Source organism: uncultured Campylobacter sp. (assembly GCF_938045345.1).
GTDB lineage: Bacteria > Campylobacterota > Campylobacteria > Campylobacterales > Campylobacteraceae > Campylobacter_B.
Map to the genome: position 1 here is coordinate 1 of NZ_CALIMS010000053.1, position 26138 is coordinate 26138.

Consider the following 26138-nt stretch of genomic DNA (forward strand, 5'->3'; position numbering starts at 1 on the left):
TACCAGGGTATCTAATCCTGTTTGCTCCCCACGCTTTCACGCATTAGCGTCAGTTAAGTTCCAGCAGATCGCCTTCGCAATAGGTATTCTTCTTGATATCTACGGATTTTACCCCTACACCAAGAATTCCATCTGCCTCTCCCTTACTCTAGATTATCAGTTTCCCAAGCAGTTTAACGGTTAAGCCGTTAGATTTCACAAGAGACTTGATAATCCGCCTACGCGTCCTTTACGCCCAGTGATTCCGAGTAACGCTTGCACCCTCCGTATTACCGCGGCTGCTGGCACGGAGTTAGCCGGTGCTTATTCGTTAGGTACCGTCATTATTCTTCCCTAACAAAAGGAGTTTACGCTCCGAAAAGTGTCATCCTCCACGCGGCGTTGCTGCGTCAGGGTTTCCCCCATTGCGCAATATTCCCTACTGCTGCCTCCCGTAGGAGTTTGGACCGTGTCTCAGTTCCAATGTGACTGATCATCCTCTCAGACCAGTTACGCGTCATAGCCTCGGTAGGCCGTTACCCCACCGACTAGCTGATACGATATAGTCTCATCCCTTGCCGAAATTCTTTCCCGATTTATCTTATGGTAAAAAGGAGTATGGAGTATTAGCAGTCATTTCTAACTGTTGTCCTCCAGCAAGGGGCAGATTAGCTATATATTACTCACCCGTGCGCCACTAAATTTAAAAGAGCAAGCTCTTTTAAATTCCGTTCGACTTGCATGTATTAGGCACGCCGCCAGCGTTCACTCTGAGCCAGGATCAAACTCTCCATATTTATTTGATTTCGCAGACTAGCGAAGCTAGTCTTTGCGACCAAAGGGCTACGCCCTTTGGAAACCCCTAAAGCACACCGCTTCTATCGGAAGCGGCGTATATTATGCAGATAAAACCTATTATCCGCTTATCCACATAATTAAATTTTAAAACTAACGAAACTTTCGTTAGTTCAGATTCAAATAATTGAATTAAGCTTTAGAGAGTCGATATGAAGTTTTTAATCTAAAAACTTTATGTTTTTGTAACATTGTTTTTATGAACTTAAATCCTTTAACGGATCTAAATCCATAGGCTCAATCGATCACTTGTTTAGATTTCAAAGATTGACTAAAGATATTTGTTTTTAACAGTTAAAATTTTAAAAAACACGTTCGCTAAAAGGCTAAAACTACTAGGACTTAAGAGTTAAGGAAGCAGGTTTGGCTCGGTGCGAAACAGAATTGTGATTATACAAGAGCGATGCTTAAAGGGGGCTGAATAAAAAGGAATTTTAAAAAACGATTTGGAAAATTTTAAATTTTATAATGAAATTTTATACTTAACGCGCCTGAGACAAATTTCATCTCCAGCCTCCGTAAAAATTTTATAAATTTCGCAAACGACCGGATCCAAACTAAAATTTTATTATACCGCGATATGCCGCAGTATCGCGACTGCCAACCGCACCCATTCGCCCAAAAACCCGCCTACAAAACGCTTAAGCGCACGATTATAAGATTTCGCTATAATCACGTCCGATTTAAAATTTAAAAGGACCTTTATGCGCGCAATTTTTTCTATCTATATCTTCATCATCGCAGCCCTTATCGGCATTGAGCTCTCGCTCGGCGCACTCGTCGCACCCGTGGTGTTTTTCCCGCAGCAGATTATCGGAGAGGGCGTGCTATCGCACTTCCAAAGTGGCAAACTAATGAGCGAGATCTTCGTAAAATACGGCGGCATCCTCATCGCAGTCTCGGTCATCTGCCTCGTTTTTGAGATGATAAATTTCAACAACAATAAATCGCAATCCTTTCGCTTGCGCCTTTCGACTCTGATGCTGGCGCTCATAAATATCATACTTGCCCTACTTTTCGTGCTTTACTTTACCGACTATGTCATAAGCGCCCAAAAGATCGGTGCAGAAGCGACGATGACGCCGGAATTTGCCCAAATCCACGCGGCTAGCGAGTGGTGCATGAAACTCATCATCGTGTTTCAAACGGTGCTGTTTTTCGCAAAAATCCTCCCCGCCCTGGCTGCTAGAGATGTCGCGGCGGCGAAAGACGCGCGGAATGAAGATTAGAATTTACTACGAAGATACCGACGCGCAGGGCATCGTGTATCACGCCAACTACATAAAATTTTGCGAGCGGGCGCGCAGCGAGGCGCTTATGCAGGCAGGAGTGGACTTCGCGCGCGCGGACGCACACTTCGTAGTTAGCGAGCTTTGCGCCAAATTTCTGCGCCCCGCGCGCCTCGGAGACACGCTTGAAATTCGCACGAGCCTAGCCGCGCTCAAAAACGCCAGTGCCCTTTTGCGACAAGAAATTTACAAGATCAAAGATATTAAAAACGCGGATTTTAACGAGCTTTTATACGCGCAGGACGTAAAAATCGCCTTCGTAAAAGACGGCAGACCGATCAAATTTAGCGCCGAAATTTTAGAATTTTTCAAATCTTTGAGATAAATTTATTTCGCGGGTTCAAATTTACCTAGTCGTATGCGGCACAAACATATCGCAGACCGACCTTAGGCGTAAAATCTAAGAATGCGCAGAGCTCTTAGGCAAAATAAAATTTGCAGGCTAGATAAAATTTTACGACATAGAATTTCGCTCAGCATTGAGGCTCAAATTTAACGCTACGTCGCGACACAAATCCCTTACGCACCCCGAGATAGCCAGATAGAAAACAAAATTTGAAATATCAGAATTTTGCAATGGCGTTAAATTTTGCCCTACTCCGCCGCTTTATGAAATTTTATCGCTCTTAAATTTAAACCCACGCAGATCGAGTCTGTGTTTTACTCCGCTAAAATCCCGCTCGTCCGTGAAATTTAAGCAGGTTAAATTCGCCCCGTCCGCTCGCCCGCCGTAACAAAAATCACGATGCGCGTGCAAAAAGCTACGCGCAAAATCAAAACGGCGCGCAGAGCAAGCGCCAAAATACGCCTCACAGCAGCTCTTTTATCTTCTGCAGATCCTCTTTGAAAAGCTCCGCCTTGCTCGGATTTTGCGCGATGAATGCAGGATCGAAGCTCGGCACGAAGCTGATGCCGCCCTCATTAAAGACCGAGCCGTGCAGCGCGTCCATGCCCGCTAGATCGCCGTTTCGCAGCACGATTTTGCAGCAGAGCTCCCCTAGGCAGAGCACGACTTTGGGTTTTAAAATTTTGATCTCGTCGGTCAGATACGGCGCGCATTTTAAGATCATTTCCGAGCTTACGCGCCTATTTTGCGGCACCGCGCACCTTATCAGAAAGCTAAAATAAATTTCTTCCGGCGCGCAAATTTGATCTAGCGCCGCTTCAATCTCAGCCTCCAAGCCGCCGCCAAAACCCTCGCTAACGCCAGGCGCAAGAGCCACGATCATAAGTTTTACGCTCGCGGGAGTTTTGAAATTTTTGATAGTTTTGAAATTTTTAAAATTTTGCTCGCTAGAGCTCGTGCGCGTTTTGGCAAGCTCGCAGAGATTACACTCGGCGGTAGCGGATTTTAGCGTATCCAGCGCTTTGAAAAATCGCGCGCCGCCGCTTAAAATTTCGGCGCCTACGTAGCGGTAGCCGAACGCTTTGTAATAAAGCAGTCTGCGTAGTTGCGAGCTTTGCACGGCGCGCCTACGATCTGTTTAAATTTCGCGCGACGAATCCGCGATCAAACTGCACCAAATCTTTGTAAAATTCCGCCCTAAAGCCCTGCTCGCGCAAAAACGCCGACAAGCTCTGCTTTTGATCGTAGCCCATCTCGCAGGCTAGAAATTTTGCGCGCCGTGCGGCGATCAGCACGATGCGTTTTAAAATTTCATCCCCCCGCTCGCCGCCAAACAGCGCCTGTTTCGGCTCTTGCAGCACGCGCGCGTCTAATTCGTAGGAGTTTGCGATGTATGGAGGATTTGAGACGATGAGATCAAACTCGCCCGCGATCTCATCCGCGTAGGCGCAGTGCACAAACTCGACGTCGGCGCCCAAATTTGCGGCGTTTGCTCGCGCCACCTCAAGTGCATCCGCACTGATGTCGCTAGCCGTGATGCGGCAAGCGGGAAGTAGCTTTTTTAAGCAGATAGCGATTATGCCGCTGCCCGTACCGATCTCGCAAATGCGCGGCTCGCCCAAGCTCTGCGCCAAAGCAAGCGTCTTTTTTACCAAAATTTCGGTCTCGCAGCGCGGTATCAGCACCCGCTCGTCGACGTAAAATTTAAAGCCCATAAACTCGCAGCTTTGCGTGATGTATTCAAGCGGGCGACCGTCTTTGAACTCGGCTATCTTGGCGCGAAATTCCGCTTCATGCGCGAGCTCTTCCGAGCATCTTAGCACGAGCTGCTCACCTTCAAGGCGCTCACAAAGCTTTAAAATTTCGCGCGCGACGTATTTTGAGCCGCACTGCTCCAGTCCCCATCTTAACGCTTCAGCGATCCTCATCAAGCTCTCTTATACGCTCATACAGGCTCGGGTGCGAATGATACACTGCGGCGTAAATTTTATGAGCGAGCGGAAACGCCTTGTTTTCGCTGCCCAGCTTCTTTAGCGCGCCGATCATGCTCTCTTTATCCTGCACGCTCGCGCCATGTCGGTCCGCGCTAAATTCGTGCATGCGGCTAAGCTTGGAGATTACGGGCTCAAAAAACGCATGCAGAATCGGCGCAAACAAAATCATAAAAACCAGCGTCGCACCGCCGTCCGCGTTAAGTCCTAGGGCGCCGAACACGCCTGCGGGGAGGTTTCCGAATACCGCGAACGTCGCGCCCAAAAGCACGAAGCTAAGCGCTAAATTTTTCAAAACATCGCCGTGTTTGAAATGCCCGAGCTCGTGCCCTAAAACGGCTAAAATTTCATCCCCGCTCAGCTTTTCGATGAGCGTGTCGAAAAGCACGACCTTTTTCGTCGCGCCGAAGCCGCCGAAATAGGCGTTTAGGCGCTTGTCGCGCTTGCTCGCGTCAATCGTAAAAACACCGCTACTTTTAAAACCGCAGCGCTGCAAAAGCTCCTCTATGCGCTCTTTTAGCTCGCCTTGCTCTAGCGGCTGCATCTTATTAAACAGCGGCGCGATAACGGTCGGATAGATCAGATTTATCAGTAAAACTATGCCGAAGCTTAGCAAAAAGCCCCAGACCCACCAGTGCGCACCCAGGCTATTTACGCAAAAAACGAGCGCAGAGGCTACCGCAAAGCCAAAAATTAGCGTGAGCGCGAGTGATTTTAGCGCGTCTTTTACGAAAACGGCGGGCGTTATCGTGGAAAAGCCTAGGCGGCGATCTTTGACGAAGGTTTTGTAAATCTCAAGCGGAAGCGATATCGCGCCGCCGATGATTAAAAACGCCGTCACAAAGCAGCTCTGCGCAAAAATCCCGTCGCCCGTTAGATCATATATCGCGCGCTGTAACGCGCCAGCGCCCGCAAGTATCCAAATAAGCGCTACCGCAAAAGAAAAGCAGTGCGAAAATATATTAAATTTTAAATTTACCGCACCGACCTCGCCCGCCTTGCGATAATCCTCCTCGCTAAGCACCACCGCAGGCTCTTTTAGCTTGGCGCGGATGAAGCTTAGCTCGAGCAGATCGAGCGAAATTTTATAAATCGTGTAAAGCGCGTATAAAAAGATCAAAAACCAAACCATCGCGCCTACTTTAGGCTCTCGGCGAGCGAAAGCACTTCGTAATATTCATTTTCCATATTGTTTAACGTTCCTCTTTTTTCTTCAAGCTCTTCAAAAAGCCCCTGCATACCGAGCTTTTGATAAATTTCAGGCGTCGAGAGCGCGTGATTTAGCTCCTTTATGCGCGCTTCGATAGCCTCGATTTTAGCGGGGTACTCTTCTAAAATTTTATTCTGTTTGTAGCTAAGCTTCGCGGCGCTCGTCTTTTCCTTTTTGTTTTCGCGGCCGCCTTCTTCAGCGCTCGCGCTCGTGCCAGCGTCGGCCTCGATCTGATCGATCTCCGCCATCTCGTCTTCAAACTCCAAATACTGCGAATAGGGCATTTGAATTTGATCGATGACGCCGTTTTTTTCAAAAACCCAAAGCTTATTCGTGATCTTATCGATGAAATAGCGATCGTGGCTTACGATGATTACCGCGCCTTCGAAGCTTAGCAGATAGTCCTCTAAAATATTGATCGTCGCGATATCAAGATCGTTCGTCGGCTCGTCCAAAATCAAGCAATCGTACTGCTCGGTAAAGAGCTTGGCAAGCGCCAGACGGTTCTTTTCGCCGCCGCTAAGAACGCCCACGGGCTTATCCAAAAACTCCTTCGGAAATAAGAAATTTTTCAAATACCCGTATACGTGCATGTAGCTGCCGCGGACGCTTATGTGATCGCCACCGTTGGGGCAGAAAATTTCGATTATGCTTTTATCGTCCGTGATGCCGCTGCGGGTCTGATCGAAGTAGCCGATCCTGATCTCGCCGCGTTTGATCTCGCCCGCATCGATCTTGCTGCGGCCAAGTAGAATTTTAAGCAGAGTGCTTTTGCCCGCGCCGTTGGCGCCTACGATACCGATGCGCTCGCCCTGCAAAACTCGCGCCGAAAAGCCCTTAAAAAGCACCTTGCCGTTTAAAATTTTACCGATATTCGTGCATTCAAAAAGCATCTTTTTGCGATTGTCGCCGCCCGTGCCGTTAAAGCTCCTGCTCGCGCGCTCCAGCTCGAGCCGCACGCGACGGATCGCGCCCGGATTTTTCTTCGCATCCTGCCTCATCTGCATGATACGCGCCTTGCGCCCTTCGTTGCGCTTTAGGCGCGCCTTTACGCCGCGGTGCAGCCACTCTTCCTCGGCGCGCAGCTGTTTAAGCAGCGTCTCGTGGGACTTTTCGAGCGAAGCAAGCATCTCCTGCTTGCGCCTCAGATAGTTCTCATATCCGCCGTCGAAATTTGAAATTTTACCCTCTTCGATCTCGATACTGCGCGTCGCCAAGCGGTCGATGAAGTAGCGATCGTGGCTGATAAAAACGATCGTCTGCTTCGAGCTAAGCAGCATGTCCTCTAGGAATTTCACCATATAGACGTCGAGGTGGTTCGTGGGCTCGTCCAGCAGCAGCACGTCGGGCTTTTTAAGCACCAGCGCACCCAGCGCCACGCGACGAATTTCGCCGCCGCTAAGCGTGCATACGGAGCGGTTTTCGTAAATTTTAAGTCCGAAATTTTGCAGCACCTGCTCGATCTTATTGTCGATCTGCCAGCCGTCCTTGGCCTCGATAAATTTAATCAATTCGTCTTGGCGCGCTAAAAGCTCCTTGTTTTCGGGCTGTGCGGCGATTTCACTTGAGATCGCGTCGTATTCGCTAAGGGCGGCGTAAATTTCAGCTAGCTCCCGCCTCAGCGCGTCTTTGACCGAGAGATTGTCTTCAAATTTAGGCGTTTGAGCGAGCATCTGGATATTTAGCCCGCTTTGAGTGATCACACGCCCCTCGTCGGTCTCGCACAGACCCGCAATTATCTTCATCAGCGTGGACTTGCCGCCGCCGTTTTTACCGATCACGGCGACGCGCTCATTGGCGCCTAGTGCGAAATTTACGTCGTCTAAAACGACGTGAGAGCCGAATTTTTTCGTAACATCGATAAGCTCGATCAAAGCCAATTTTAAGTTCCTCTAGTGTTAAATTCGGTGATTTTACACAAAATTCTATTAAATTTTAATAACTTTTAAAGGTTTAGCGATGCAAAATTTGGAATTTAGCGGCCTGCGCGTAGAAATTTTCGCCCCGCACGAGCCGTCTTTTGCGTCAGCCACGCGTGCGCAGCCTCTCAGATCCACGCCGGATACCCTGCCCGACACCTCTGCATCCGCGCAATTTGTCTCATCTGAGCTTCCCGCACCTCATACGTCCGCACAGGATGATCCGCCCGCCGTTTCGTTTGGTCTGTCCGCGCAAGCTACTTCACCTGAGCCTCCCGCGTCTGCAGCACCGAATACACCGCTCATTACGTCCATTGCGCCCGTTTCGCGCTCCTCTCTCGCCGTGCCTAAGACACAAGCCATTCAACCCGCTGCGCCGTCCGTGCTAGATACTGCACCCGAATTTACGGCGACTACCGACTCGATTTCGCCCGAGTCATCGATGCCGAATATAGTGCCAGCCGCGTCCGCACAAATCGCCTCTCCCCGCTTGGGTGCCGTGCCGATCATCTACCTGCACGCCTTGGAGTTTAGCGCGCTGGTGTGGGCGAAATTTACGAGTTCGTCTCGCGACAAAGCGGCGCGGATTTCGTGCTTACAGCGATCTATCTAAGCGAGACGCAGTGGGGCGATAAGCTTAGCCCGTGGGCGGCAAAATCGCCGTTTAAAGGGGTGCGCGATTTCGCAGGCGGCGGCGCGGCGCACTTAGAAAAATTTACGGACGAGCTGATCCCGCGTATCGAGCGACATGTATTCGGCGCGGGAAAGCCTTCGTGGCGAGCATGCGCGGGATACTCGCTGGCGGGGCTTTTTAGCGCGTATGCGGCGTTTGCGAGCGATAAATTTCAAAAGATCGCCTGCGTCTCGGCGTCGTTTTGGTTCGACGGCTTTGATGCCTTCGTTGCCGCACACTCGCCGCAAAGGGGGCTGGCGCACGTCTACGCATCCTTGGGCCAGGCCGAGATGAACCCGAAAAATCCGCGTGGAGCACTCTGCGGCGAGACGGCGCTAAATTTCATCGCAAAATGCCGCGGTGCGGGCGCGCAAGCGGAGTTTGAGCAAAATCCGGGCGGGCATATGCAAGATGAGATCGCAAGAATTTCAAAGGCGCTTTTAAGCCTCATAAATTCCTAAAATTCGAGTAAATTTTAAAATTTAGCGGGGCGGGCAATTAAACGGCAGGCGCGACAAATAGGCGCTGCGAGAGATTGAAACAAACGAGCCGAGAAGCGGCACGAAGCGTAAATTTAAAGCGAGCCGCCGCTAGAATTTATCGCCAGCGGTTTTTTGTGCGATGAAATGAAATTTAAAACAAACCCGCGTTGAAATTTTATAGCGTGAGCGATGCAACAAGAATGGCGCAGCGCAATTCGGCGCGAATGACACAACGCGTCGTTGGTATTTTGACAGTTTCGATAAGTGCGATATCGTTTTAGCGTAAATCATGCGACGCGGCGCCAGTGCAGCATAGGCGGCGCGATGTATGCGGATTTCAAGCAGACTGCCGCTAAATTTTTGCAGGTTGCGCTAGCGGTTTAAAACTTAAAACGAGCCGTCGTTGTAAAATTTAAAGCAAATCGTGCCGCGGCTAGGATTTAGCGCGCCTGCAAGCTAAATTTAAACGGCAGCGCGCGCCGTGTATGATCCCGCCGTTTCATTTAGTGCACCTACGAGCCAAATTTGCCGCTGAAATTTCAAAATTTGCGCTGCGCCAAAGAGTGCTTTGATATTACGATACGTGCCACCCCGCTAAATTTTAAAATTTAGCGGGGTGGCCGTCAAGCGGCAGGCGCGATAAAACAGGCGCTGCGAAATATTTTCAACAACCCTAAAATATCCGCAATAACAGAAAAAAATTCTCGCAAAATTTCCATAATAATGGCAAGAATTCCTACAAAAATTACCGCTAAAATTTCATGCAAAACCGCTGTAAAATTTATCTGCGTTTGATGCCGTAGCCGTCACGATCCACGCATATAAAGCCCGTCGTAGCGCCTCCGTCGCGCGCCATCACCACGCCGTCTGCGGCAAATCTATCATCGCAGCCGATCTCGTAGTCTTTTTTAACAACCTCGCTCGCAGGACCCTCGAAAATCTCGTAAAATTCCGATACAAACCCATCTTTGTAATAAATAGTGGTTTTGCCCTCGCCTTCCCAGATGCTTACGCCCACGGCATTTGCGCTTTTTGTTTTGGCTTTAAGTTCATTAAAAGTCCCAAAATCCCAGCCTAGGATTTTTAAAACAGCGCGCTCGTTCGTCTTTTTGTCTATATTATAAAAACTCGCACTTTGGTTTTTATCTTTATTCACGGCTATCATGCTTGAGACATCGTCGCCGCCAAAACGGACGTCAAAAGAAACTCCCTCGGGCTTTATCTCGCGCGCAAAATCGCGCAGGGCTAAAATTTGAACGCGATTTTGCTCGTAATTTTCCGCTAAACCGGACTCCGAAAAGAATAGTTTGTGGATTAAAAACCCCGCAGCTAGTACAAGCGCGGCGCCTGCGAGAAGCTTAAATAACCTAAAAATTTCCGAGAAAAAATATTTTATAAAATTCACGCCCGCTTCCTAAATTTCGCCGAATTTCACCATCTACGCAAAGGGCAGAATTTTTTTGTAATTGCTCCACAGCTTGCTATCTTCGCCGAAATATGCAAGCAGTCCGCGCGCGTTGCGATCGAAAGGGTTGGGCTCTTTATGCAGCGCGATACGCTGCGACAGGCGCAGATCGTAGGTGTTGTATATCGCGGAATACGGCACCGGAAAGTCCGAAGCGTAAAGCAAGCGCGAATGCACGTCCGTTTGGCTCGCCAGATGCGGCAGAGCCTTGGCGCGCACCGGCGTCATCAGCGCCGAAACGTCGGCGTAGAGGTTCTTGTGCGTGCGCAGAAGCGCTAAAAGCGCGAAATAATCGTGTCCGAAATTTCGCGGGCGACGCGAGAGCGCACGAAAAATATGCGAATACTCGTAGTTAATCGCCATGTGCGCGCACACCGTCGTAACGCCCAGCTCAAGCGGCGCATAGATCATCTCCAGCGCTTCGCAGCGGCGCGTGCTCGGCACCGAGCTTTCGTTGCCGACGTGGATCACCAGCGGCAAGCCGAGCTTGGCGAGCTTTTCAAAATACGGCACGTAGCGAGGCAGCCTCGTATCCAGATCCCAATAGTTTTGTAAAAATTTCGCCCCCTTAAATCCAAGCTCAAAGCAGCGATCGATCTCATCTAGCGCGTCCGCTCGCTTCGGATTGATGCTAAAAAACGGCACGATGAGATCTGGGTTTTTTTGATAAATTTCAAACACGCTGTCGTTGTCCGCACAGACGGTCTTATCGCGATGGATTAGCTCGCCCGCGTCGCTAAATTTAGCATCCACGCCGAAAAGCACCGCCTTTTTAACGTATTTCGAAGCTCTAAGCCCGCCGAGCAGAGCGTCCACGTAGGCCTCGTATGGCTCTTTAATCGCGCGCGATACGTCTATGCCGAAGCGCCTGCCGAAAAGGCACAGCGCGAGCCTGTCGTAAGGGCGGTCGAAGCGCACCTCCTTGCTTAGCAGATGGACGTGAAAATCAAGCGTTTGCATCGTGGATCCTTGGAGAAAATTTTGCCGAGTTTATATCAAATTGCGGTAAATAGTTAGAATTTTAATTAGAGTTTAAATTTACGTTCCGCGCCCTGCCTCGCATAGAATTTAGCGCGGACGTAGTCCGCCCCTTATAAAGCGTCGTCGGGGGTTAGGTGGGGTTTGTGGGCGAGCGGAGCAATGCGGTGCTGCGGGGCAGCGCCGCCTCCGCGAGAAGTGTGACCTCGCAATTCAAGCCCCCTTTCTGCCCCCAAGATATTTCACATCTATTACGTAAACGCAATAGTACGTTCAACAAAATCAGGACTTGCACAACTAGAGTTTTAAACAAAATTTTAAAATGTAAAATTGCAAAATTCTACTAATTGAAATTTATAACTTTACAGCCAAATTAATAGAATTATGTAACGAAAGTTTAGCACTCCATGTTATCGAACTTGCCGTACGAATATTTTTTCGTGGATGGAATATTTTAAGAAAAATAGGCAAAGGGCAAAGTATATAAAAGAGCGATTACGCACAAAATAGCCGAGTTGATACAAAAGCAAACCTAAAAGAATTTTCGGCTACAATTTCCCCCAAATAAAGGCAAAATATGAAAGAAATCTCGCTACTAAGGCTCTCGCTCGCAATCTACATCGATATGTTTTTGCGCCTCGTGACCACGTTTATCAACACCTACATGATCTCGCGCGTGGACGTCTCACTAGTGGGCGCGCTGGGGGCGGGCAACGAGATATTTTTGCTCTTCGTCACCGTTTTCGGCTTTCTGGCCGTGGGCTGCTCGGTACTCGTAGCGCAGGCGCTGGGGGCGAAAAACAAAGTCCTAGCGATGCGCGCGATCCACACGAGCATCGCATTCAACGCGCTCGTAGGGCTTTGTAGCGGCGTTTTCGTCTTTAGCTGCGCGCCGTTTTTACTCCGCGCGCTGCAAGTGCCCGCCGAGCTTTTGAGCGAAAGCGCGATCTATCTTAAGGTCATCAGCATCGTCTTTGCGATAGACGCCGTCGCGATCGTGCTTAGCGCCATCGTGCGCGTTTACGGATACGCAAATTTCATCATCGCAGTCTCTGTAGCGATGAATTTAGTAACGCTCGCGGGCAACTACGTCGTGCTCTTTAGGCCGTTCGGACTGCCGTACTACGGGCTTGAGGGCATCGGTGTGAGCACCATCGCGGGGCGCATGATCGGTGTATGTTTATTCTTCCTCATCATCACGAAGGTGCTAAAGATAAAATTTTACCTCACGATGTTTTTAAAGATCAAGCTCGCCACGCTGCGTAAAATTCTATCCGTAGGGCTTCCGAGCGCTGGCGAAAACATGCTGTGGATCGTGCAGTATCTAGTCGCCTTCGCCTTCGTCGCGAACATGGGCGAGGCGAGCCTTACCGTGCAGACGATCTATTTTCAAATTTCATCATTCATCTTCTTCGGCGGAAGCGCGATCAGTATGGCAAATGAAGTGATCGTAAGCCGCCTCGTAGGTGCCGCCAAGCCGCAGGAGGCGTACCGGCACACATTTACCGCGCTGCGCTTTGGGCTCGGGGCGACGGCGTTTTTTGTCGCGATCGTGTTTTTAGCGCGCGAGCAGATCATGGAGATGTTGAGCTTAAACGAGGCGCACAAGCAAGTCATGCGGCCGCTTTTTTACCTCACGCTGGGGCTTGAGTTCGGACGGACGCTTAATATCGTGTTCGTAAACGCCCTACGCGCAAGCGGCGACGCGAGGTTTCCCTTTGCGATGGGCGTGATCTTTATGTGGGGCGTCTCGATCCCCGTGGGTTGGCTTTTGGGTATCCATTTGGGATATGGAATTTTGGGCGTTTGGATCGGGTTTTTCTGCGACGAGTGGCTACGCGGCAGCGCCAACACGGCGCGATGGATAAGTAAAAAATGGCAGAGCAAAAAGTTAGTCTAAATTTGCTAGGCTTGCCGATCAGCCTGCGTTTTAAGCGGATGAAATACGCGCGCATCCGCATTAGTAAGGACTGCGAGATCAGCGTGAGCGTGCCGCGCTCCTACACCGCGGCGCAAGCAAAAGACTTCATCCTAAAGCACGAAAGCTGGATCCGCCGAACGCTAGCGCGACTGCGAAGCAAGCTACTAGCGAGCGATCAGGTTAGAATTTTAGGCAAAATTTATAAGCTGAAATTTAGCCGCGAGGCTGAGCTCGGCGCGAACTGCGACGCGAATGAAAATTTAGGCGATAGCGGCACGCAAGGCTGCGTGAACTGGGCGAATGGCGATGCGAATAGTGACGCGAGCGGCGTAAATTCGGCTCATTTACAAAGCGGCGCGGGCATAGGCGGTAGCGGCGGCGATGCGAGCAGTAGCGCAAATAACGGCACGGGCGGCATGAATTACGGTGCGGGCGGCGGCACGGCAAGTGAAATTTTAAAATTTCACTCGGGCGAACACACTTCGCAAAGTGGTGCGGCGGGCGAGGATTTGAAATTCAACCTACCGGACGATGCGGCGCAAGGGCTCGCACAACAGAGCAAAGTGCGACAAAGCGGCGAGTTTATAAATACGGCGGCGCAAAATGTCTGCGAGCAATCCTACGGCGAAATTTTAAAATTTAATCCTGCCGCAGGGGATGAAATTTCAAAATTTAAACCCGCTGCGAACGGAGAAATTTCAAATTTTGACTCTGTCGTGGGCGAAGGAATTTCGGTCGCTAGCGAAAAAACTTCAAAATCCGCGAGCGAAAACGCGCCGCAAAATGTAGCGCAAAGCGCGCAAGCGGCGGAGCGCGACGAGCCCGATTTTACGATCAAAAATTTTATCCAAAGCTCTAAATTTAAAGATAAAATTTTCGTATCAGGGGGCGCGATCTTTTGCGAGAGCGAGGGTGAGTTTACGGCGTTTAAAAAGGCCTTTGCGCTTGAGCTTTACCTACGCTATATCGAGAAATTTTCTCCGCGAATAGGCCGCAAGATCGCGCGAGTGCGGGTGCGCAAAATGCAGACGCGCTGGGGCAGCTGCAACCACGCAAAGGGCTATCTCAACTTCTCGCTAAGCCTGATAGAGCGGGATCCGCGCTTCGTCGAATACGTCGTGCTGCACGAGCTCGCGCACCTCATCCATGCAAACCACGGAGCGGATTTTTACGCGCTCATCGCGCAGATAATGCCCGATTTTAGGGCACGTATCAAGCTAGGCAAGGGGTAAAGACCGCCTCAAAGAACTTTTGCAATAGCAATATTTTGCCTATTTTTATATCCCTGCTTTTACACTATCGTCATAATGAACTTCTTTTAATTTAAAAATCTCTATTATTCTTTCGATCTCATTTTTTTGTATTAACGATGTATTGATGTCAAAGATAAGTCCCTCTACCCATAATTTCTTGAAGCCAAAATTTATTATAAGCGGAGCATTTTCTTTAAAAAATAGTCCAGACGAAAATTGCAAATATATTAATTTTAATTCATCATATTTGAATGTCTTCGTAAAATAATTAGATATTACAAAGCCATTTTCATAAAATATAATTTTTCGAAACGTCTGCTCTGTAAATAGCATTATGAGCGTTAAAAAATATAATAAATGAGATAGAAATACCAATAATATCGCCTCTATACCAACCGGTATACACTAGTAATAATAATACCGCATATGATAAATATGGTCTTAAGTGCCCAAAAATTTTACTTCTTTCCACGCGATAAATTTCTTTACCTAGCCATTCTGGATTTTTCATGGGGTGCCTTTAAATTTGATCTGTTATTTTACTTCCGTAAATCTTAAAATGAAATTTTTTAGCTCAAGCGAATTTTAATTACCGTGTCATACACGCTTATCTATACCTAGATAAAATTTTTCACGCCTTAAATCAGCGAAATTTCGCAAATTTTCGCGGGCCAAAGCGCTAATCTAAAGCCGCAAATTCCACGTATTTCTCCATCGCAACCAGCAGGAGCCAGCGCGCGGTAGGGCTGAAAAAATAGTGGTGTTCTGGGACCTGCTCCATTATAAATTTTAAAAAATCGTGAAAGTACTCGGGCGCAAATTTAACCTCGGCGCTCGTTAAACTATCGCCCAGATAGTAGATTTCGCCGCTCAAAATCCTCTCTTTTGCCGCGGGGTTTGCGTCTATGAAGCTTCTCGCGCCAGCAAAGCTGGGGCAGTCCGCAGTCGCGTAATCTTTCAAACCTCGCAAGACGGGCTTGGAGCCGACGAAGGTGAAATTTTCCTCTATAAAGCGCGCTCCGCCCTCGCTCACCTGCCAGCAATCGCCCAAGCTCGATAGAAACGCAAACATCTCATCATCCGCGGATTTGAAATTTGCAGGCTCATTTTTGCGATCCATCTTCGTCCTTTTTAAATTCATAGTTGCTTTTATTTTGAAATTTTTACGATAAAGAACAAAAAATATGTTTGATTTAATCTTTTTAAAATCATTATATTGAATTAGGCTAATCAAGGTTTCCCGAGCTCTTTTTATTTCAAGCGAAATCCTTTACCGCCCTTAAAATTCAACCAATTCAAATAATCGTTCTTTCTTTATTTTTTTGAACTTTATTTATTTGTTATCATCAGCGAACTGCTCTTTGACAAGATCTTTGATATCGCTTTTAATACTTTTAGTATCAACTATTGAATCCTCACCCAGCTTCTGAAATTTTTCTTTATCTGCCTTCGTATATTCCTGTTCATCATCATATTTTTTTGTGATCAACCAAATCATCTTGCGACGCAAAAACTTCTCATCTCTAACATTTGACCTCTCTTTGATCCACCCAATTAGTAATACCATCAACATTATAAAACCAATATAACCTAGAATTGGATACATAATCGATACTAATTTTTTAAAGCCCATAAAGGATAATATATACCCTACAACTACGGTGCCAATCATAATTGGATAAAAACGTTTTGATTGATTAGATGAGAAACGTTTTGCTAAGGCATAGAATAAACTGAAAGCAGTATTAAAGATCAAGCCGAAGATAACAAGTGCATACACAAACGCAAATGCAGGGTGAATCTGTTTGGCAATAGCCAACATAGGAATATCAACAGTCGTTGCAAGTTTTACATTTGCATATAAGATACAGGTTGTAACTGTGATGATAATACCGATTATAAATCCACCCAAAGTACCACCTTTTTCTGCTACACCAATCCTCATAATGGATCCCCCTAATACAAAAGCCATTGATACACCTGTCATAACGCAGAGCGAAAAATAATTCAGAACAGAAAACCAGATATTTGGCATTGGAGTAGAGATTGTATTTGCAATTGTTTCTAATTCTTTAAAATCAAAACGTTGACTTGCAAAGGTATACACTGCCATAATCATAATCATGATAAAAATAATAGGCGTAAATATTCCGATCACATTCGTGATTTTTTCAAAATTAAGAAAGCTAACAAGGATTATCAATACGGCACATAGGAGTGCTCCTGACCAGAATGGCATGCCAAATTGCTGATTAAGATTTGATCCAGCCCCGGCAATCATGACAAAACCTACCACAAAACAGCAAATAATTAAAGAAATATCAAGAATTTTATTAGTGATAGATCCAGCAATTTGTGAAAGAACTTCAAAGTGATCATTGGATCTAAAATAACTACCGAATGTAATAATGATTTTACCAAAGACGGCATTGAGGATACCAAGAATAACGGCTCCAAGAATACCCCATTTGCCAAAACTGACGAAATATTGCATCAGATCCTGACCGGACGATAATCCAGCACCGACAATAACCCCAACATATGCTAACGCTACATTTAAAATTTGTTTTAACATCATCCTACCTCTTAATTATAAAAATTTTAATTTGCTTTACTAATATTAAGAATCTTTAAATTTAAATAATATTAAATGCTAATTAAATTTTATCCAAATAATGACACGAAATTTACACCGAAATTACATCCAAACTCTTAGCGAGATTCCAAGCGAAAATCCCGTACTTTGGTGAATAAAACCGCAAGACCACCGCTCAAAACAGATCAAGGCAAATCAAGGCAATTTACTTGAAAAAATTCTTGATTTTATCGAGTATCCCCTCGTCGTCTCCGCCCTTACTGCCGAAGCTTTCTTGAAGCTCGCGCAAAAGCGCCTCTTGCTTCTCGTTCAATTTTTTAGGCGTCTGGACGTTTACCTGTACGATCAGATCGCCGTTTTTCTTGGTGCGGATATTCGGCACGCCCTCGCCGTAGATCGTGAAGCGCTGCTTGTCCTTCGTGCCTACTTTGAGTTTCAGCTCTGCCTTGCCGCGCGGCGTCGGCACCTCGATGCTCTCGCCCAAGATCGCCTGCGTGAAAAACACCGGCACCTCGATATACAGGTCGTCTCCGTCGCGCAGGAAGTGGCTGTCCTCCTTCACGCGCACTATCACGTACAGATCCCCGATCTCGCCGGTTTTGGAGACGTTGCCTTTGCCGCTTAGGCGCACGCGCTGTCCGTCGTCGATGCCTGCAGGAATGTCAAATTTAAGACTCACGTCCTCCTCGGTAAAGCCCTTGCCGCCGCAATCCTTGCACCTATCTTTTACGATCTCGCCCGTGCCACCGCATTCGGAGCAGCTTTGGATGAAGCTCATATATCCGCGCCTGACCGCGACGCGCCCAGTGCCGCCGCAAGCGGAGCAGGTATGCTTCTTTTTATCCTTCGAGCCGGTGGCGTCGCAGGTGGAGCACGGCTTTTTGATCTTGTATTTTATCTCCTTGTGAACGCCTTCCAAAGCCTCTTTAAATTCCAGCGTTACGGCTAGCTCGGTATCTATGCCGTATGGATCGCTAGGACGAGCCGAGCGACCGCCGCCGCCGAATGCCTGCTCGAAAAAATCGCCGAAAATAGAGCCGAAGTCAAATCCTCCGCCGCCCGCGCCGCCGTATGCGCCGCTGATGCCCTCTTTGCCGTAGCGATCATACATCCTGCGCTTTTGATCGTCGCTTAAAATTTGATACGCTTCGTTGATCTTTTTAAATTTCTCCTCCGATTCCTTGTCGCCTTGGTTTCGGTCGGGATGGAATTGCAAAGCGAGCTTTCGAAACGCCTTTTTTATCGTCTCGGCGTCGGCATCGCGCGCCACGCCTAAAATTTCATAATAGTCTTCTTCCACGAAATTCTCCTTGAACTATACAAAAGGGGCAATTTTATCTAAATTTAATAAAACGCAAGTTAAGACTTAACTATTTTTATGTATAATGCAATATTTAAAATTTCAAATCAACGATGCAAAGGATAAAAAATGATAAACGTATTGATGATAGAAGACGACAGCGAGTTCGCACAGCTTCTAACCGAATATCTGGCCAAATTTAACATCCAAGTTACAAACTTCGAAGACCCGTATCTGGGCATTAGCGCAGGGATCAAAAACTACGATCTGCTAATTTTAGATCTTACGCTTCCTGGGATGGACGGACTTGAAGTCTGCAAAGAGATCCGCGAGAAATACGACATTCCGATCATCATCAGCTCGGCTAGAAGCGACGTGAGCGATCGCGTCGTAGGCCTTCAGATCGGCGCGGACGATTACCTGCCGAAGCCTTATGATCCAAAAGAGATGCACGCGCGCATTATGAGCTTAATTCGTCGCTATAAAAAAGCCAGCGAAAAGGAAGAAACCGCCACAGATAGCGTATTTCGCATCGACGACAAGCGCCATGAAATTTACTTCGGCGAGGAGTCGCTCGTGCTAACGCCTGCGGAGTATGAAATTTTAGAATACCTAATCAAGCAGCATAGTTTTTCGGTATCTCGCGAGCAGCTCGTATATCACTGCAAGAGCCTAAAGGACAAGGATTCAAAGAGCCTAGATGTTATCATCGGACGCCTACGCACCAAAATCGGCGACAGCTCCAAAGCGCCTAAGCATATCTTTTCGGTTCGCGGTATCGGCTACAAGCTCATAGGATGAAGCACTCATTAATCACCAAAATTTCGGTTTTTTTTGTAATCGCGATCATCTTAGTCTGCGTGCTTTTCATCACGTTCGCACGGATGCAGATGAATAGAGCTCTAGGTAGCATGCAGGCTAATCAAATAAACGCGGTCAATAATCTACTTGAGCTATACAAGCGTAATGCCCCTCCCAGCGATATTGAGCGCTACTTCTCCAGCTATGGCTTGGAGCTTGTAAAAGATAAAAATATCATCCAAAACATCATCACGAGTGGTAAAATTTTTTTCGTCCAAGACACTTCTATCGGCGAGTTTAGTTCGGTTGAGTATAATAATTCACTGTTTTTAAATATCAAAAACAACTCTTTCGTCGTGGTTTTCGAAAGCCTTGGCACGAAGAATTTAAACGATCCGCTTTGGGTCGGATTTTTGCTTACGATGGCGGTTTTGATCTCGCTTTATTTATCGATCGTGCGAAGTTTTACGCCGCTAAAAAAACTAAGCAAAAATATCAAAAAATTCGCCCAGGGCAACTTGGACGTAAATTTAGCCGCCACGCACAGCGAAGACGAGATTGGGCAGGTCGCACAGGAATTTAACAATGCGATTGCTAAAATTCAAGAGCTAATCCGCTCGCGCCAGCTATTTTTACGCACCATCATGCATGAGCTTAAAACCCCGATCGGCAAGGGCAGGCTAATCACCGAAATGCTTGAGGACGAAACACAAAAAGAGCGGCTCGTCAATGTCTTCGAGCGGCTTGAAATTTTAATCAACGAGTTTGCAAAAATCGAGCAACTGCTCTCAAAAAGCTACTCGCTCAACTATCAGGATTATCATTTCAGCCTCATTTTAGAGCAGGTCAAAGATATGTCGATGCTCGATAATTGGGATGAGCTTATCAGCACGGATATCGAGTGCGATGCGGTGATAAACGTGGATTTCGGGCTATTTGCACTGGCGATTAAAAATTTAATCGATAACGCCCTAAAATACTCCAGCGATAAAAAAGTTCGCATCATCTGCGACGAAAATAAAGTAAGTGTCGCCAACCGCGGCGCGGCGCTTGCAAAATCATTCGAGCACTACAAGCAGGCCTTTATCAGAAATAAAGACGAGAAAGCCACCGGCATGGGGCTTGGGCTTTACATCATCGATAAAATTTGCGAGCTGCATAAATTCCGCTTCGAGTACAATTACAGCGACGGCACACACTACTTCTCGATCGTCTTTTCGCCAAAGGGCGCCATATGAGCGGCGGAGATAGGTTCGAAGAGCTCGTTGCAAGCTTTGAAAAGCTTCCCGGCGTGGGCAAAAAGTCCGCCCTGCGCTTTGCGTACTACGTAAGCGTGCAAAATTCCTTCCTAGGGCTAAATTTAGCGCACAATATCGAAGAGGCGGTGCGCGGACTGCACAGATGCCGCATCTGCGGTGCGGTATGCGAGGGCGAGATCTGCGAATATTGCGCTGACGATGAGCGCGAAAGCGATAAAATTTGCATCGTCGAAAACCCAAAAGATATCTTTATTTTAGAGAGCAATAAAATTTACAACGGTCGCTACTTCGTGCTAGACGCCGCTGACGAAGATAAAATCGCGGCGCTGCGCGAGATGGTGAGCCAAAACGGCGCGAGCGAGCTGATTTTTGCGCTGACGCCCAGCATCAACTCCGACGGGATCATGCTTTACGTCGAGGATAAGCTCGCGGATCTAAGCTTGAAATTTACCAAGCTCGCTCAAGGCGTACCTACGGGCGTGAGCCTAGATAACGTCGATATGCTCTCGCTAATAAAGGCAATCAACGGGCGCACCGAAATTTAAAATTCCGACGAAATTTTAAATTTATGCGGATAAAGATATCGGCTAAATTTAAAACATAAAGCAGCGAATAGATTTAGCCGCAAAGCCCAAGCGGCGAAATTTGGGGCGTTAAATTTAAATAGTGGACGTGCGATGAACGCGATGAAATTTATTAAAATTTACGCGGCTTCGGCGCGCGAAGCGATGCGGCAGGCACGGCGACAAACGGCACCTCGCTAGCCGCGAGGTTTTAACGGCGAGTTTGAGCCGTAAAATTTAAGCGCCCCGTTTCGAAGCGAAGTTTCGGACGCGGAATTTAGAGCGCTCAAATTTTAAAAGGCGAAATTTTAAGCAGCAAATTTCGGGCGCTAAATTTTAAAAGCGGATTTGGAAGTAGCAGACGGGGTTGCGCGATGCGGCGAGCTCGTAAAATTTAAAGGCGAATTTCAAGGCGCGGAATGGTTTAAATTTTTAAATTTCGCCGGCGCGGGATTTAAAAATTTAAACGTAATTATCTATTATATTATTTAAGGAAAAAGGTGAAAAAGGTTCATTTTATCGGCATCGGCGGCATAGGAATATCGGCATTAGCGAGATTTTTACACGAGAAAAATTTTATCATCTCAGGTTCGGATATCAAAGAGAGCGAGACGACCTACAAGCTAAGAGCGGACGGCATGGAGATCATCACGCCGCACGACGCTTCGGCGATCAAGGATCAGGAGATCGTCATCTACTCCGCCGCGATCAAAGAGGACAACGTCGAGCTGCAAGCCGCGCGCAAAAAAGGGATCGTCTGCCTCTCGCGTAAGGAGGCCCTGCCCTTCGTGCTAAAAGACAAGCGCGTCTTCGCAGTCGCCGGCGCGCACGGCAAAAGCACCACGAGCGCGATAACCTCGGCGCTAATAGACGGCTCGGTTATCATCGGCGCGATCTCCAAGCAGTTCGGCTCGAATATGAAATATGAAAACAGCGAAAACATCATCTTTGAAGCCGACGAGAGCGATTCTAGCTTTTTAAATTCCAACCCCTACGTTGCGGTCGTGACCAACGCTGAGCCCGAGCATATGGATCATTACGACAACGATTTGGATAAATTTCACGCGGCGTATCGCGGCTTTTTGGAGCGCGCCAAGATCCGCGTGATAAACGCCGAGGATGAGTTTTTAAGCTCGATAAAGCTCGGCTGTATCAAGCTCTTTCCTTCACGCGACATAACGGATCTGAAGGTGCTGCTGCGCGATCATCAGCCGTTTATGAGCTTTAATCTTAAAGAGCTCGGGCGCTTCGAGGTTTACGGGCTCGGAAGACACATCGCGATTGACGCGTCGCTAGCGATCCTAGCCGCGGCGTGCGAGACGGGACTAGAGCAGATCCGTAAAAATTTGCTAAATTACAAAGGCATAAAAAAGCGCTTCGACATCCTGTGCGCCACCCCGAGCTTCGTGCTCATCGACGACTACGGTCACCATCCCACCGAGATCAGAGCGACGCTGCAAAGCGCGCGCGAATACGCTAGCCTGCTAGGTCTTAGCAAGATCACGGCGATCTTTCAGCCGCACCGATTCAGCAGGCTCAAGGCGAATTTAAACGCCTTTAAAGAATGCTTTGCGGGCGTGGAGGAGTTAGTCGTACTGCCCGTTTACGCTGCGGGCGAGCCTAGTAACGGCATCGATCTAAAAGAGGAGTTTAAGGGACTGGGCGCGCTATTTACCGAGCGAGTCTTTAGAAACGGCGAGAAAATAGAATTTAGCGATATTTTCGGCGTCCGCCACATCATAAACGACGGGCTCGTGATCGGATTTGGCGCAGGCGACATCACCTATCAGCTGCGCGGAGAATTTTAAGCTTGAAAGCTCTCGCCGAATTTATTAGACAAACTCCGCTACGGGCGGGCAAGGATAAAATTTGAGATTTTTGGTGTTTATTTTCGCGTTTTTATTTATCGCGGCGATCTTTTTCGTGCGGGACGAAATTTTAAGCAAAAGGGCTAAAATCATCGCCACGGCGCTGATTGTACTGCTGTGCGCGGGAGCGTATTTTTATGAAAGCGCGAGCGAGCGCTCCGCCAAGCTTGAGGAGGAGATGGTGTTTAAATTTAACGCAGGCGCCAGATTAAGATGCGGCGGCGCGATAAATTTCACTTCCGAAACGCGTGGCGCGGCAAATTCCTCTCCCGAAACACGCGGCGCGGATGCGAAAAATTTGGGCGTGCAAGCCGGCGAAGTAAATTTAAACGCGCAGGACAGAGCCGCTTCCGCCGCGCAAACGAACGAGCAGGCTTCAGCCGCGCAAATAAACGGCGCTGTCTCGGGCGGACAAAATTCCGCACAAAGCCCTACTTCGCAAAATTCCGCCGAGCCTGGACAAAATTTTAAATCTCAAAATTCTACTAAAAATTTAGACGTAGCTTCACAAAATTCTACGCAGCAGAACGATACACAGAACCGCACGCCGCAAAATTCCACAGGCCAAGGAGGTACGCGAAGCTCTGCCTCACAAAATTCCGTGCAACTAGGCGACACGCAAACCTCTAATCCCCAAGGCTCCGCGCAGAATTTTAACGTAGCCGAGCAAAATTCTATGCAAGGTTCTACAGCGCAGAATTCTAAAGCTACGCAAAATTTTGCTGCAGACAAAGAACAGGCCTCCGCGCAGATCGTGACGCGAGAAAATTTCACCTACTCCTTTTCGCTGGGCGCTTTCATCGCCAAAAAAAGCGCGGGCGCGGAGTTTAGGGGCAAAACTTATAAAATCAAAGAGTGCGTTTATGATCAGTGACGAACTCTTTACGCGCCTCGATCTAGGCGAGTATCTAGCCAAATTTAAAAGCTTTTTGGCGCGCGAAAAGCCGCTGTTTTTAAGCGGCGATAGCAAGCTGAATTTTGAAAAAATTTCAGAGCTTACGAAATTTGATCTCGCGCAGTGCGAGAGCGTCGCGAACCTAGACGACGCGCTGATGCGCATCTCAAAGCATGGCGTGCTTCATATCAGCGAAATTTACGAGTTTAGCAAGATCGTCCGATATTTTCTGTACCTCAAAAAGCAGCCTTTTGAGGGCAAACTTGCCGCTTGGCTTGCCAAGATCGAAATTCCTGCGCCTATCGCGCAATTAAAGGATTATTTCGACGATCAGGGCGGCTTTCGCGACGCGATAGACGAGCGCTTCGGCGCGCTAAACGAGGCGTTTAAGATAAAAAAGGGCGAGATCGAACAGACGCTAAAAAGGCTGATCTATTCCAAAGCCCTTTCGCCCTATCTCGCCGACACGCAGATCCACTACATAAGCGATACCGAGGCTCTGCTGGTGCGCGGCGGCTTTAATCACGTGCTAAAAGGCAGCGTCGTAGCGCGCTCAAGCGGAGGCTATTTTTACGTGCTTCCAGACGCGATCGCAGCTCTGAAGTCCGCTCAAAGCGCGATTTTGGATAAAAAAGAGCAGATCGTATTCGAGCATTGCAAGCAGATTAGCGCAGTTTTTAATAAAAACTTAGCCTTTCTGAAATTTATAAACGCCGCTTTCGACGCGATTGACGCGCTGATTGCGCGCGCTGCGATGGCAAGAGCGAGCGATTACGAGTTCGTCCTGCCCGAGCCTTCGCGCGACATCGTCCTAGATAGCTTCGCCCACCCCGCGCTTAAAAATCCAAAGCGCGTGAGCGTGGAATTTAGCGGAAAAATTCTGCTCATCACTGGCGTAAATGCGGGCGGAAAATCGATGCTTTTAAAAAGCATTCTAAGCGCGGCGCTGCTAGCCAAATACCTCCTTCCGATGCCTATTCGCGCAAGCCTCAGCCGCATCGGCACCTTTAAGGAGTTCGAGCTCATAATGGAGGATCCGCAAAACTCCAAAAACGACATCTCGACCTTTGCAGGCAGAATGGTTGCCTTTAGCAAGCTGTTCGGGCGCAAAGAGATTCTAATCGGCGTCGATGAGATCGAGCTGGGTACCGATTTTGAGGAGGCTGCAAGCCTATACGGCGCGATGATCGAGCAGCTGATGAGCGGCGACGTGAAGATGATCATCACCACGCATCACAAGCGCCTGGCGATGCTGCTTGCGAAAGATCCGCGCGTGGAGCTGCTGGCGGCACTTTACGACGAGAAAAACAGCGCGCCGAAGTATGAGTTTTTAAAGGGCACGATCGGCAAATCCTACGCCTTTGAAACCGCGCTGCGCTACGGCATAGCGCAAAATTTGATCGCCGCGGCGCGCAAAAACTACGGCGAAAACAAAGAAAATTTAAACGAAGCGATCTCAAAAGCGATAAATTTAGAGCTTGAGCTAAAACAAAAGCTGGCGCAGACGCAGCAAAAAGAGGAGAAGTTAGACGCGCTGAGCGAAGCGCTAAAAGATCAGCGCGAGCGTGCGCAAAGCGAGCTGAGGGCGGAGCTTTCAAGGCTGCAAAACGAATACTACCGCGCGATTTCGGAGGCCAAACGCAGCGTGAGCCTAAGCGACGTGCGCGAAAAGCAGCGCGCCATAAACCGCGCAAACGAGCTTGCACGAGCCGTGCAGCAGCCCGAACTCAGCACGCCCGAGCCGCAAAGCCTCAAGGTGGGCGATCGCGTCAAATACGGCAAGATCAAGGGCGAAATTTTATCGCTCAGCAAAACCCAGGCGCTGATGCTAAGCGACGGCATCAGGCTGCGCGTGCCGCTTAGCGAGCTAAAGCGCAGCGGTGCGACGCCCGCGTCCGTAAAAAATATCAGTATCAAGGTGCAAAAGCCCGCCTCCGCGTCGCTCGTGCTCGATCTGCACGGCTTGCGCGCCGAGGAAGCAATCAGCAGGCTTGATAAATTTATCAGCCAAAGCCTCGTGATGGGCTTTGATGAGATCATCGTCAAGCACGGCATCGGCACGGGCAAGCTCGCGTTCGCGGTCAAGGAGTTTTTAAAATCACACCCGAGCGTCAAGGGCTTTCGCGACGGCACGCCCGCAGAAGGGGGCTTCGGCTCAAAGGTCGTCTCGCTTTAGGCTCTAGCTCAAAGGTCTTTTCGCTTCAGACGCCAGCGCGAACGATGCGGAATTCGCTCATGTCATCTATGCCTTCGCCGAGGTTTTGCAAAAGCACGGGTGTTTTTAACGTAGAATTTCGCCGCGGAATTTGTAGCTTGGCTTTTACACTAAAATTTTATGCGGCGTGAGCCGCAATTCAAATAACGCGGACGTAGTCCGCACCGCTTAAAGCGTCGTCGGGGGATGGGTGGGGTTTGGGGCGGGAAGGGGAGCGACCTCGCAATTCAAGCTCCCTTCCCGCCCCAAATGCGGTACTGAGCTTAGACGCAGAATTTTA

General features: G+C 48.4%; 23 protein-coding genes and 1 rRNA gene. 11 read left to right on the forward strand and 13 right to left on the reverse strand.

The genetic code is table 11. The annotated features are described in order from the left end of the window. Positions 1 to 776 (reverse strand): 16S ribosomal RNA (locus Q0144_RS08990); the annotation flags it as partial. Between the two features lie 762 nt (positions 777 to 1538). Between Q0144_RS08990 and Q0144_RS08995 the strand changes: the two genes are divergently transcribed. Both Q0144_RS08995 and Q0144_RS09000 read left to right on the forward strand, forming a co-directional pair. Continuing rightward, a complete protein-coding gene (locus tag Q0144_RS08995) occupies positions 1539 to 2063 on the forward strand; it encodes a DUF4149 domain-containing protein (RefSeq protein WP_298063487.1) in 525 nt (174 codons plus the stop codon). After that, positions 2053 to 2448: a YbgC/FadM family acyl-CoA thioesterase gene (locus Q0144_RS09000; RefSeq protein ID WP_298063490.1), complete on the forward strand. Its 396-nt coding sequence runs from the start codon at positions 2053 to 2055 to the stop codon at positions 2446 to 2448. Before Q0144_RS08995 ends, Q0144_RS09000 begins: the two co-directional genes overlap by 11 nt. Before the next feature lie 484 nt (positions 2449 to 2932). Here the strand turns inward: Q0144_RS09000 and Q0144_RS09005 are convergent, their stop codons facing one another. The 6 genes from Q0144_RS09005 to Q0144_RS09030 all read right to left on the reverse strand — a co-directional run bounded on the left by Q0144_RS09005 (position 2933) and on the right by Q0144_RS09030 (position 8099). Next, positions 2933 to 3589, reverse strand: coding sequence for a uracil-DNA glycosylase (locus Q0144_RS09005; protein WP_298063492.1), 657 nt, complete (start codon positions 3587 to 3589; stop codon positions 2933 to 2935). Between the two features lie 7 nt (positions 3590 to 3596). Further along, positions 3597 to 4397 carry a peptide chain release factor N(5)-glutamine methyltransferase gene (gene prmC / locus Q0144_RS09010; protein WP_298063494.1) on the reverse strand — a complete coding sequence of 267 codons (801 nt, stop codon included), beginning with the start codon at positions 4395 to 4397 and terminating at the stop codon, positions 3597 to 3599. Beyond that, entirely contained in the window at positions 4384 to 5592 is a 1209-nt protein-coding gene (locus Q0144_RS09015) for a M48 family metallopeptidase (RefSeq protein ID WP_298063496.1), read from the reverse strand. Before Q0144_RS09015 ends, prmC begins: the two co-directional genes overlap by 14 nt. Before the next feature lie 5 nt (positions 5593 to 5597). Beyond that, the gene (gene abc-f, locus Q0144_RS09020) at positions 5598 to 7550 is read right to left on the reverse strand and encodes a ribosomal protection-like ABC-F family protein (RefSeq protein ID WP_298063498.1); all 1953 of its coding nucleotides are present in this window, start codon (positions 7548 to 7550) and stop codon (positions 5598 to 5600) included. A gap of 240 nt (positions 7551 to 7790) precedes the next feature. After that, complete coding sequence (locus tag Q0144_RS09025; RefSeq protein ID WP_298063500.1) at positions 7791 to 7952, reverse strand: hypothetical protein; 162 nt, start codon at positions 7950 to 7952, stop codon at positions 7791 to 7793. Then, positions 7953 to 8099, reverse strand: a complete 147-nt coding sequence (locus Q0144_RS09030; protein WP_298063502.1) for a hypothetical protein — start codon at positions 8097 to 8099, stop codon at positions 7953 to 7955. It abuts the gene before it with no gap. Between the two features lie 33 nt (positions 8100 to 8132). On the opposite strand from Q0144_RS09030, the gene Q0144_RS09035 reads away from it, so the two are divergent. Continuing rightward, positions 8133 to 8723, forward strand: coding sequence for an alpha/beta hydrolase-fold protein (locus tag Q0144_RS09035; RefSeq protein WP_298063505.1), 591 nt, complete (start codon positions 8133 to 8135; stop codon positions 8721 to 8723). 802 nt (positions 8724 to 9525) lie between these two features. Here the strand turns inward: Q0144_RS09035 and Q0144_RS09040 are convergent. Together Q0144_RS09040 and Q0144_RS09045 are read right to left on the reverse strand one after the other, a co-directional pair. Next, complete coding sequence (locus Q0144_RS09040; protein ID WP_298063507.1) at positions 9526 to 10149, reverse strand: hypothetical protein; 624 nt, start codon at positions 10147 to 10149, stop codon at positions 9526 to 9528. A gap of 33 nt (positions 10150 to 10182) precedes the next feature. Further along, positions 10183 to 11169, reverse strand: coding sequence for an amidohydrolase family protein (locus tag Q0144_RS09045; protein WP_298063509.1), 987 nt, complete (start codon positions 11167 to 11169; stop codon positions 10183 to 10185). Positions 11170 to 11764: 595 nt separating this feature from the next. On the opposite strand from Q0144_RS09045, the gene Q0144_RS09050 reads away from it, so the two are divergent. Both Q0144_RS09050 and Q0144_RS09055 read left to right on the forward strand, forming a co-directional pair. Then, a complete protein-coding gene (locus Q0144_RS09050) occupies positions 11765 to 13087 on the forward strand; it encodes an MATE family efflux transporter (RefSeq protein ID WP_298063511.1) in 1323 nt (440 codons plus the stop codon). Beyond that, positions 13063 to 14340, forward strand: coding sequence for a M48 family metallopeptidase (locus Q0144_RS09055; RefSeq protein ID WP_298063514.1), 1278 nt, complete (start codon positions 13063 to 13065; stop codon positions 14338 to 14340). Before Q0144_RS09050 ends, Q0144_RS09055 begins: the two co-directional genes overlap by 25 nt. Positions 14341 to 14650: 310 nt before the next feature. Here Q0144_RS09055 and Q0144_RS09060 read toward each other — a convergent pair whose 3' ends face one another. The 4 genes from Q0144_RS09060 to dnaJ form a co-directional block, all read right to left on the reverse strand. Next, on the reverse strand, positions 14651 to 14872 hold the full coding sequence (locus Q0144_RS09060; protein WP_298063516.1) for a hypothetical protein: 222 nt from the start codon (positions 14870 to 14872) through the stop codon (positions 14651 to 14653). A gap of 168 nt (positions 14873 to 15040) precedes the next feature. After that, positions 15041 to 15481, reverse strand: a complete 441-nt coding sequence (locus Q0144_RS09065; RefSeq protein ID WP_298063518.1) for a hypothetical protein — start codon at positions 15479 to 15481, stop codon at positions 15041 to 15043. Between the two features lie 213 nt (positions 15482 to 15694). After that, positions 15695 to 16939: a hypothetical protein gene (locus Q0144_RS09070; protein WP_298063520.1), complete on the reverse strand. Its 1245-nt coding sequence runs from the start codon at positions 16937 to 16939 to the stop codon at positions 15695 to 15697. Between the two features lie 223 nt (positions 16940 to 17162). Beyond that, on the reverse strand, positions 17163 to 18257 hold the full coding sequence (gene dnaJ, locus Q0144_RS09075; RefSeq protein WP_298063523.1) for a molecular chaperone DnaJ: 1095 nt from the start codon (positions 18255 to 18257) through the stop codon (positions 17163 to 17165). A 129-nt stretch (positions 18258 to 18386) separates the two neighbouring features. Here dnaJ and Q0144_RS09080 point away from each other — a divergent pair, with 129 nt between their 5' ends. The 6 genes from Q0144_RS09080 to Q0144_RS09105 all read left to right on the forward strand — a co-directional run bounded on the left by Q0144_RS09080 (position 18387) and on the right by Q0144_RS09105 (position 25819). Next, positions 18387 to 19058, forward strand: coding sequence for a response regulator transcription factor (locus tag Q0144_RS09080; protein WP_005870149.1), 672 nt, complete (start codon positions 18387 to 18389; stop codon positions 19056 to 19058). Then, a complete protein-coding gene (locus Q0144_RS09085) occupies positions 19055 to 20296 on the forward strand; it encodes an ArsS family sensor histidine kinase (RefSeq protein WP_298063526.1) in 1242 nt (413 codons plus the stop codon). Before Q0144_RS09080 ends, Q0144_RS09085 begins: the two co-directional genes overlap by 4 nt. Beyond that, complete coding sequence (gene recR, locus Q0144_RS09090) at positions 20293 to 20862, forward strand: recombination mediator RecR (protein WP_298063529.1); 570 nt, start codon at positions 20293 to 20295, stop codon at positions 20860 to 20862. The genes Q0144_RS09085 and recR overlap by 4 nt, the downstream gene beginning before the upstream one ends. Before the next feature lie 518 nt (positions 20863 to 21380). Continuing rightward, on the forward strand, positions 21381 to 22688 hold the full coding sequence (gene murC / locus Q0144_RS09095; RefSeq protein WP_298063532.1) for a UDP-N-acetylmuramate--L-alanine ligase: 1308 nt from the start codon (positions 21381 to 21383) through the stop codon (positions 22686 to 22688). 61 nt (positions 22689 to 22749) lie between these two features. Next, positions 22750 to 23622: a hypothetical protein gene (locus tag Q0144_RS09100; protein WP_298063535.1), complete on the forward strand. Its 873-nt coding sequence runs from the start codon at positions 22750 to 22752 to the stop codon at positions 23620 to 23622. Next, entirely contained in the window at positions 23612 to 25819 is a 2208-nt protein-coding gene (locus tag Q0144_RS09105; RefSeq protein ID WP_298063538.1) for an endonuclease MutS2, read from the forward strand. The genes Q0144_RS09100 and Q0144_RS09105 overlap by 11 nt, the downstream gene beginning before the upstream one ends. The last annotated feature ends 319 nt before the right edge of the window (positions 25820 to 26138 follow it).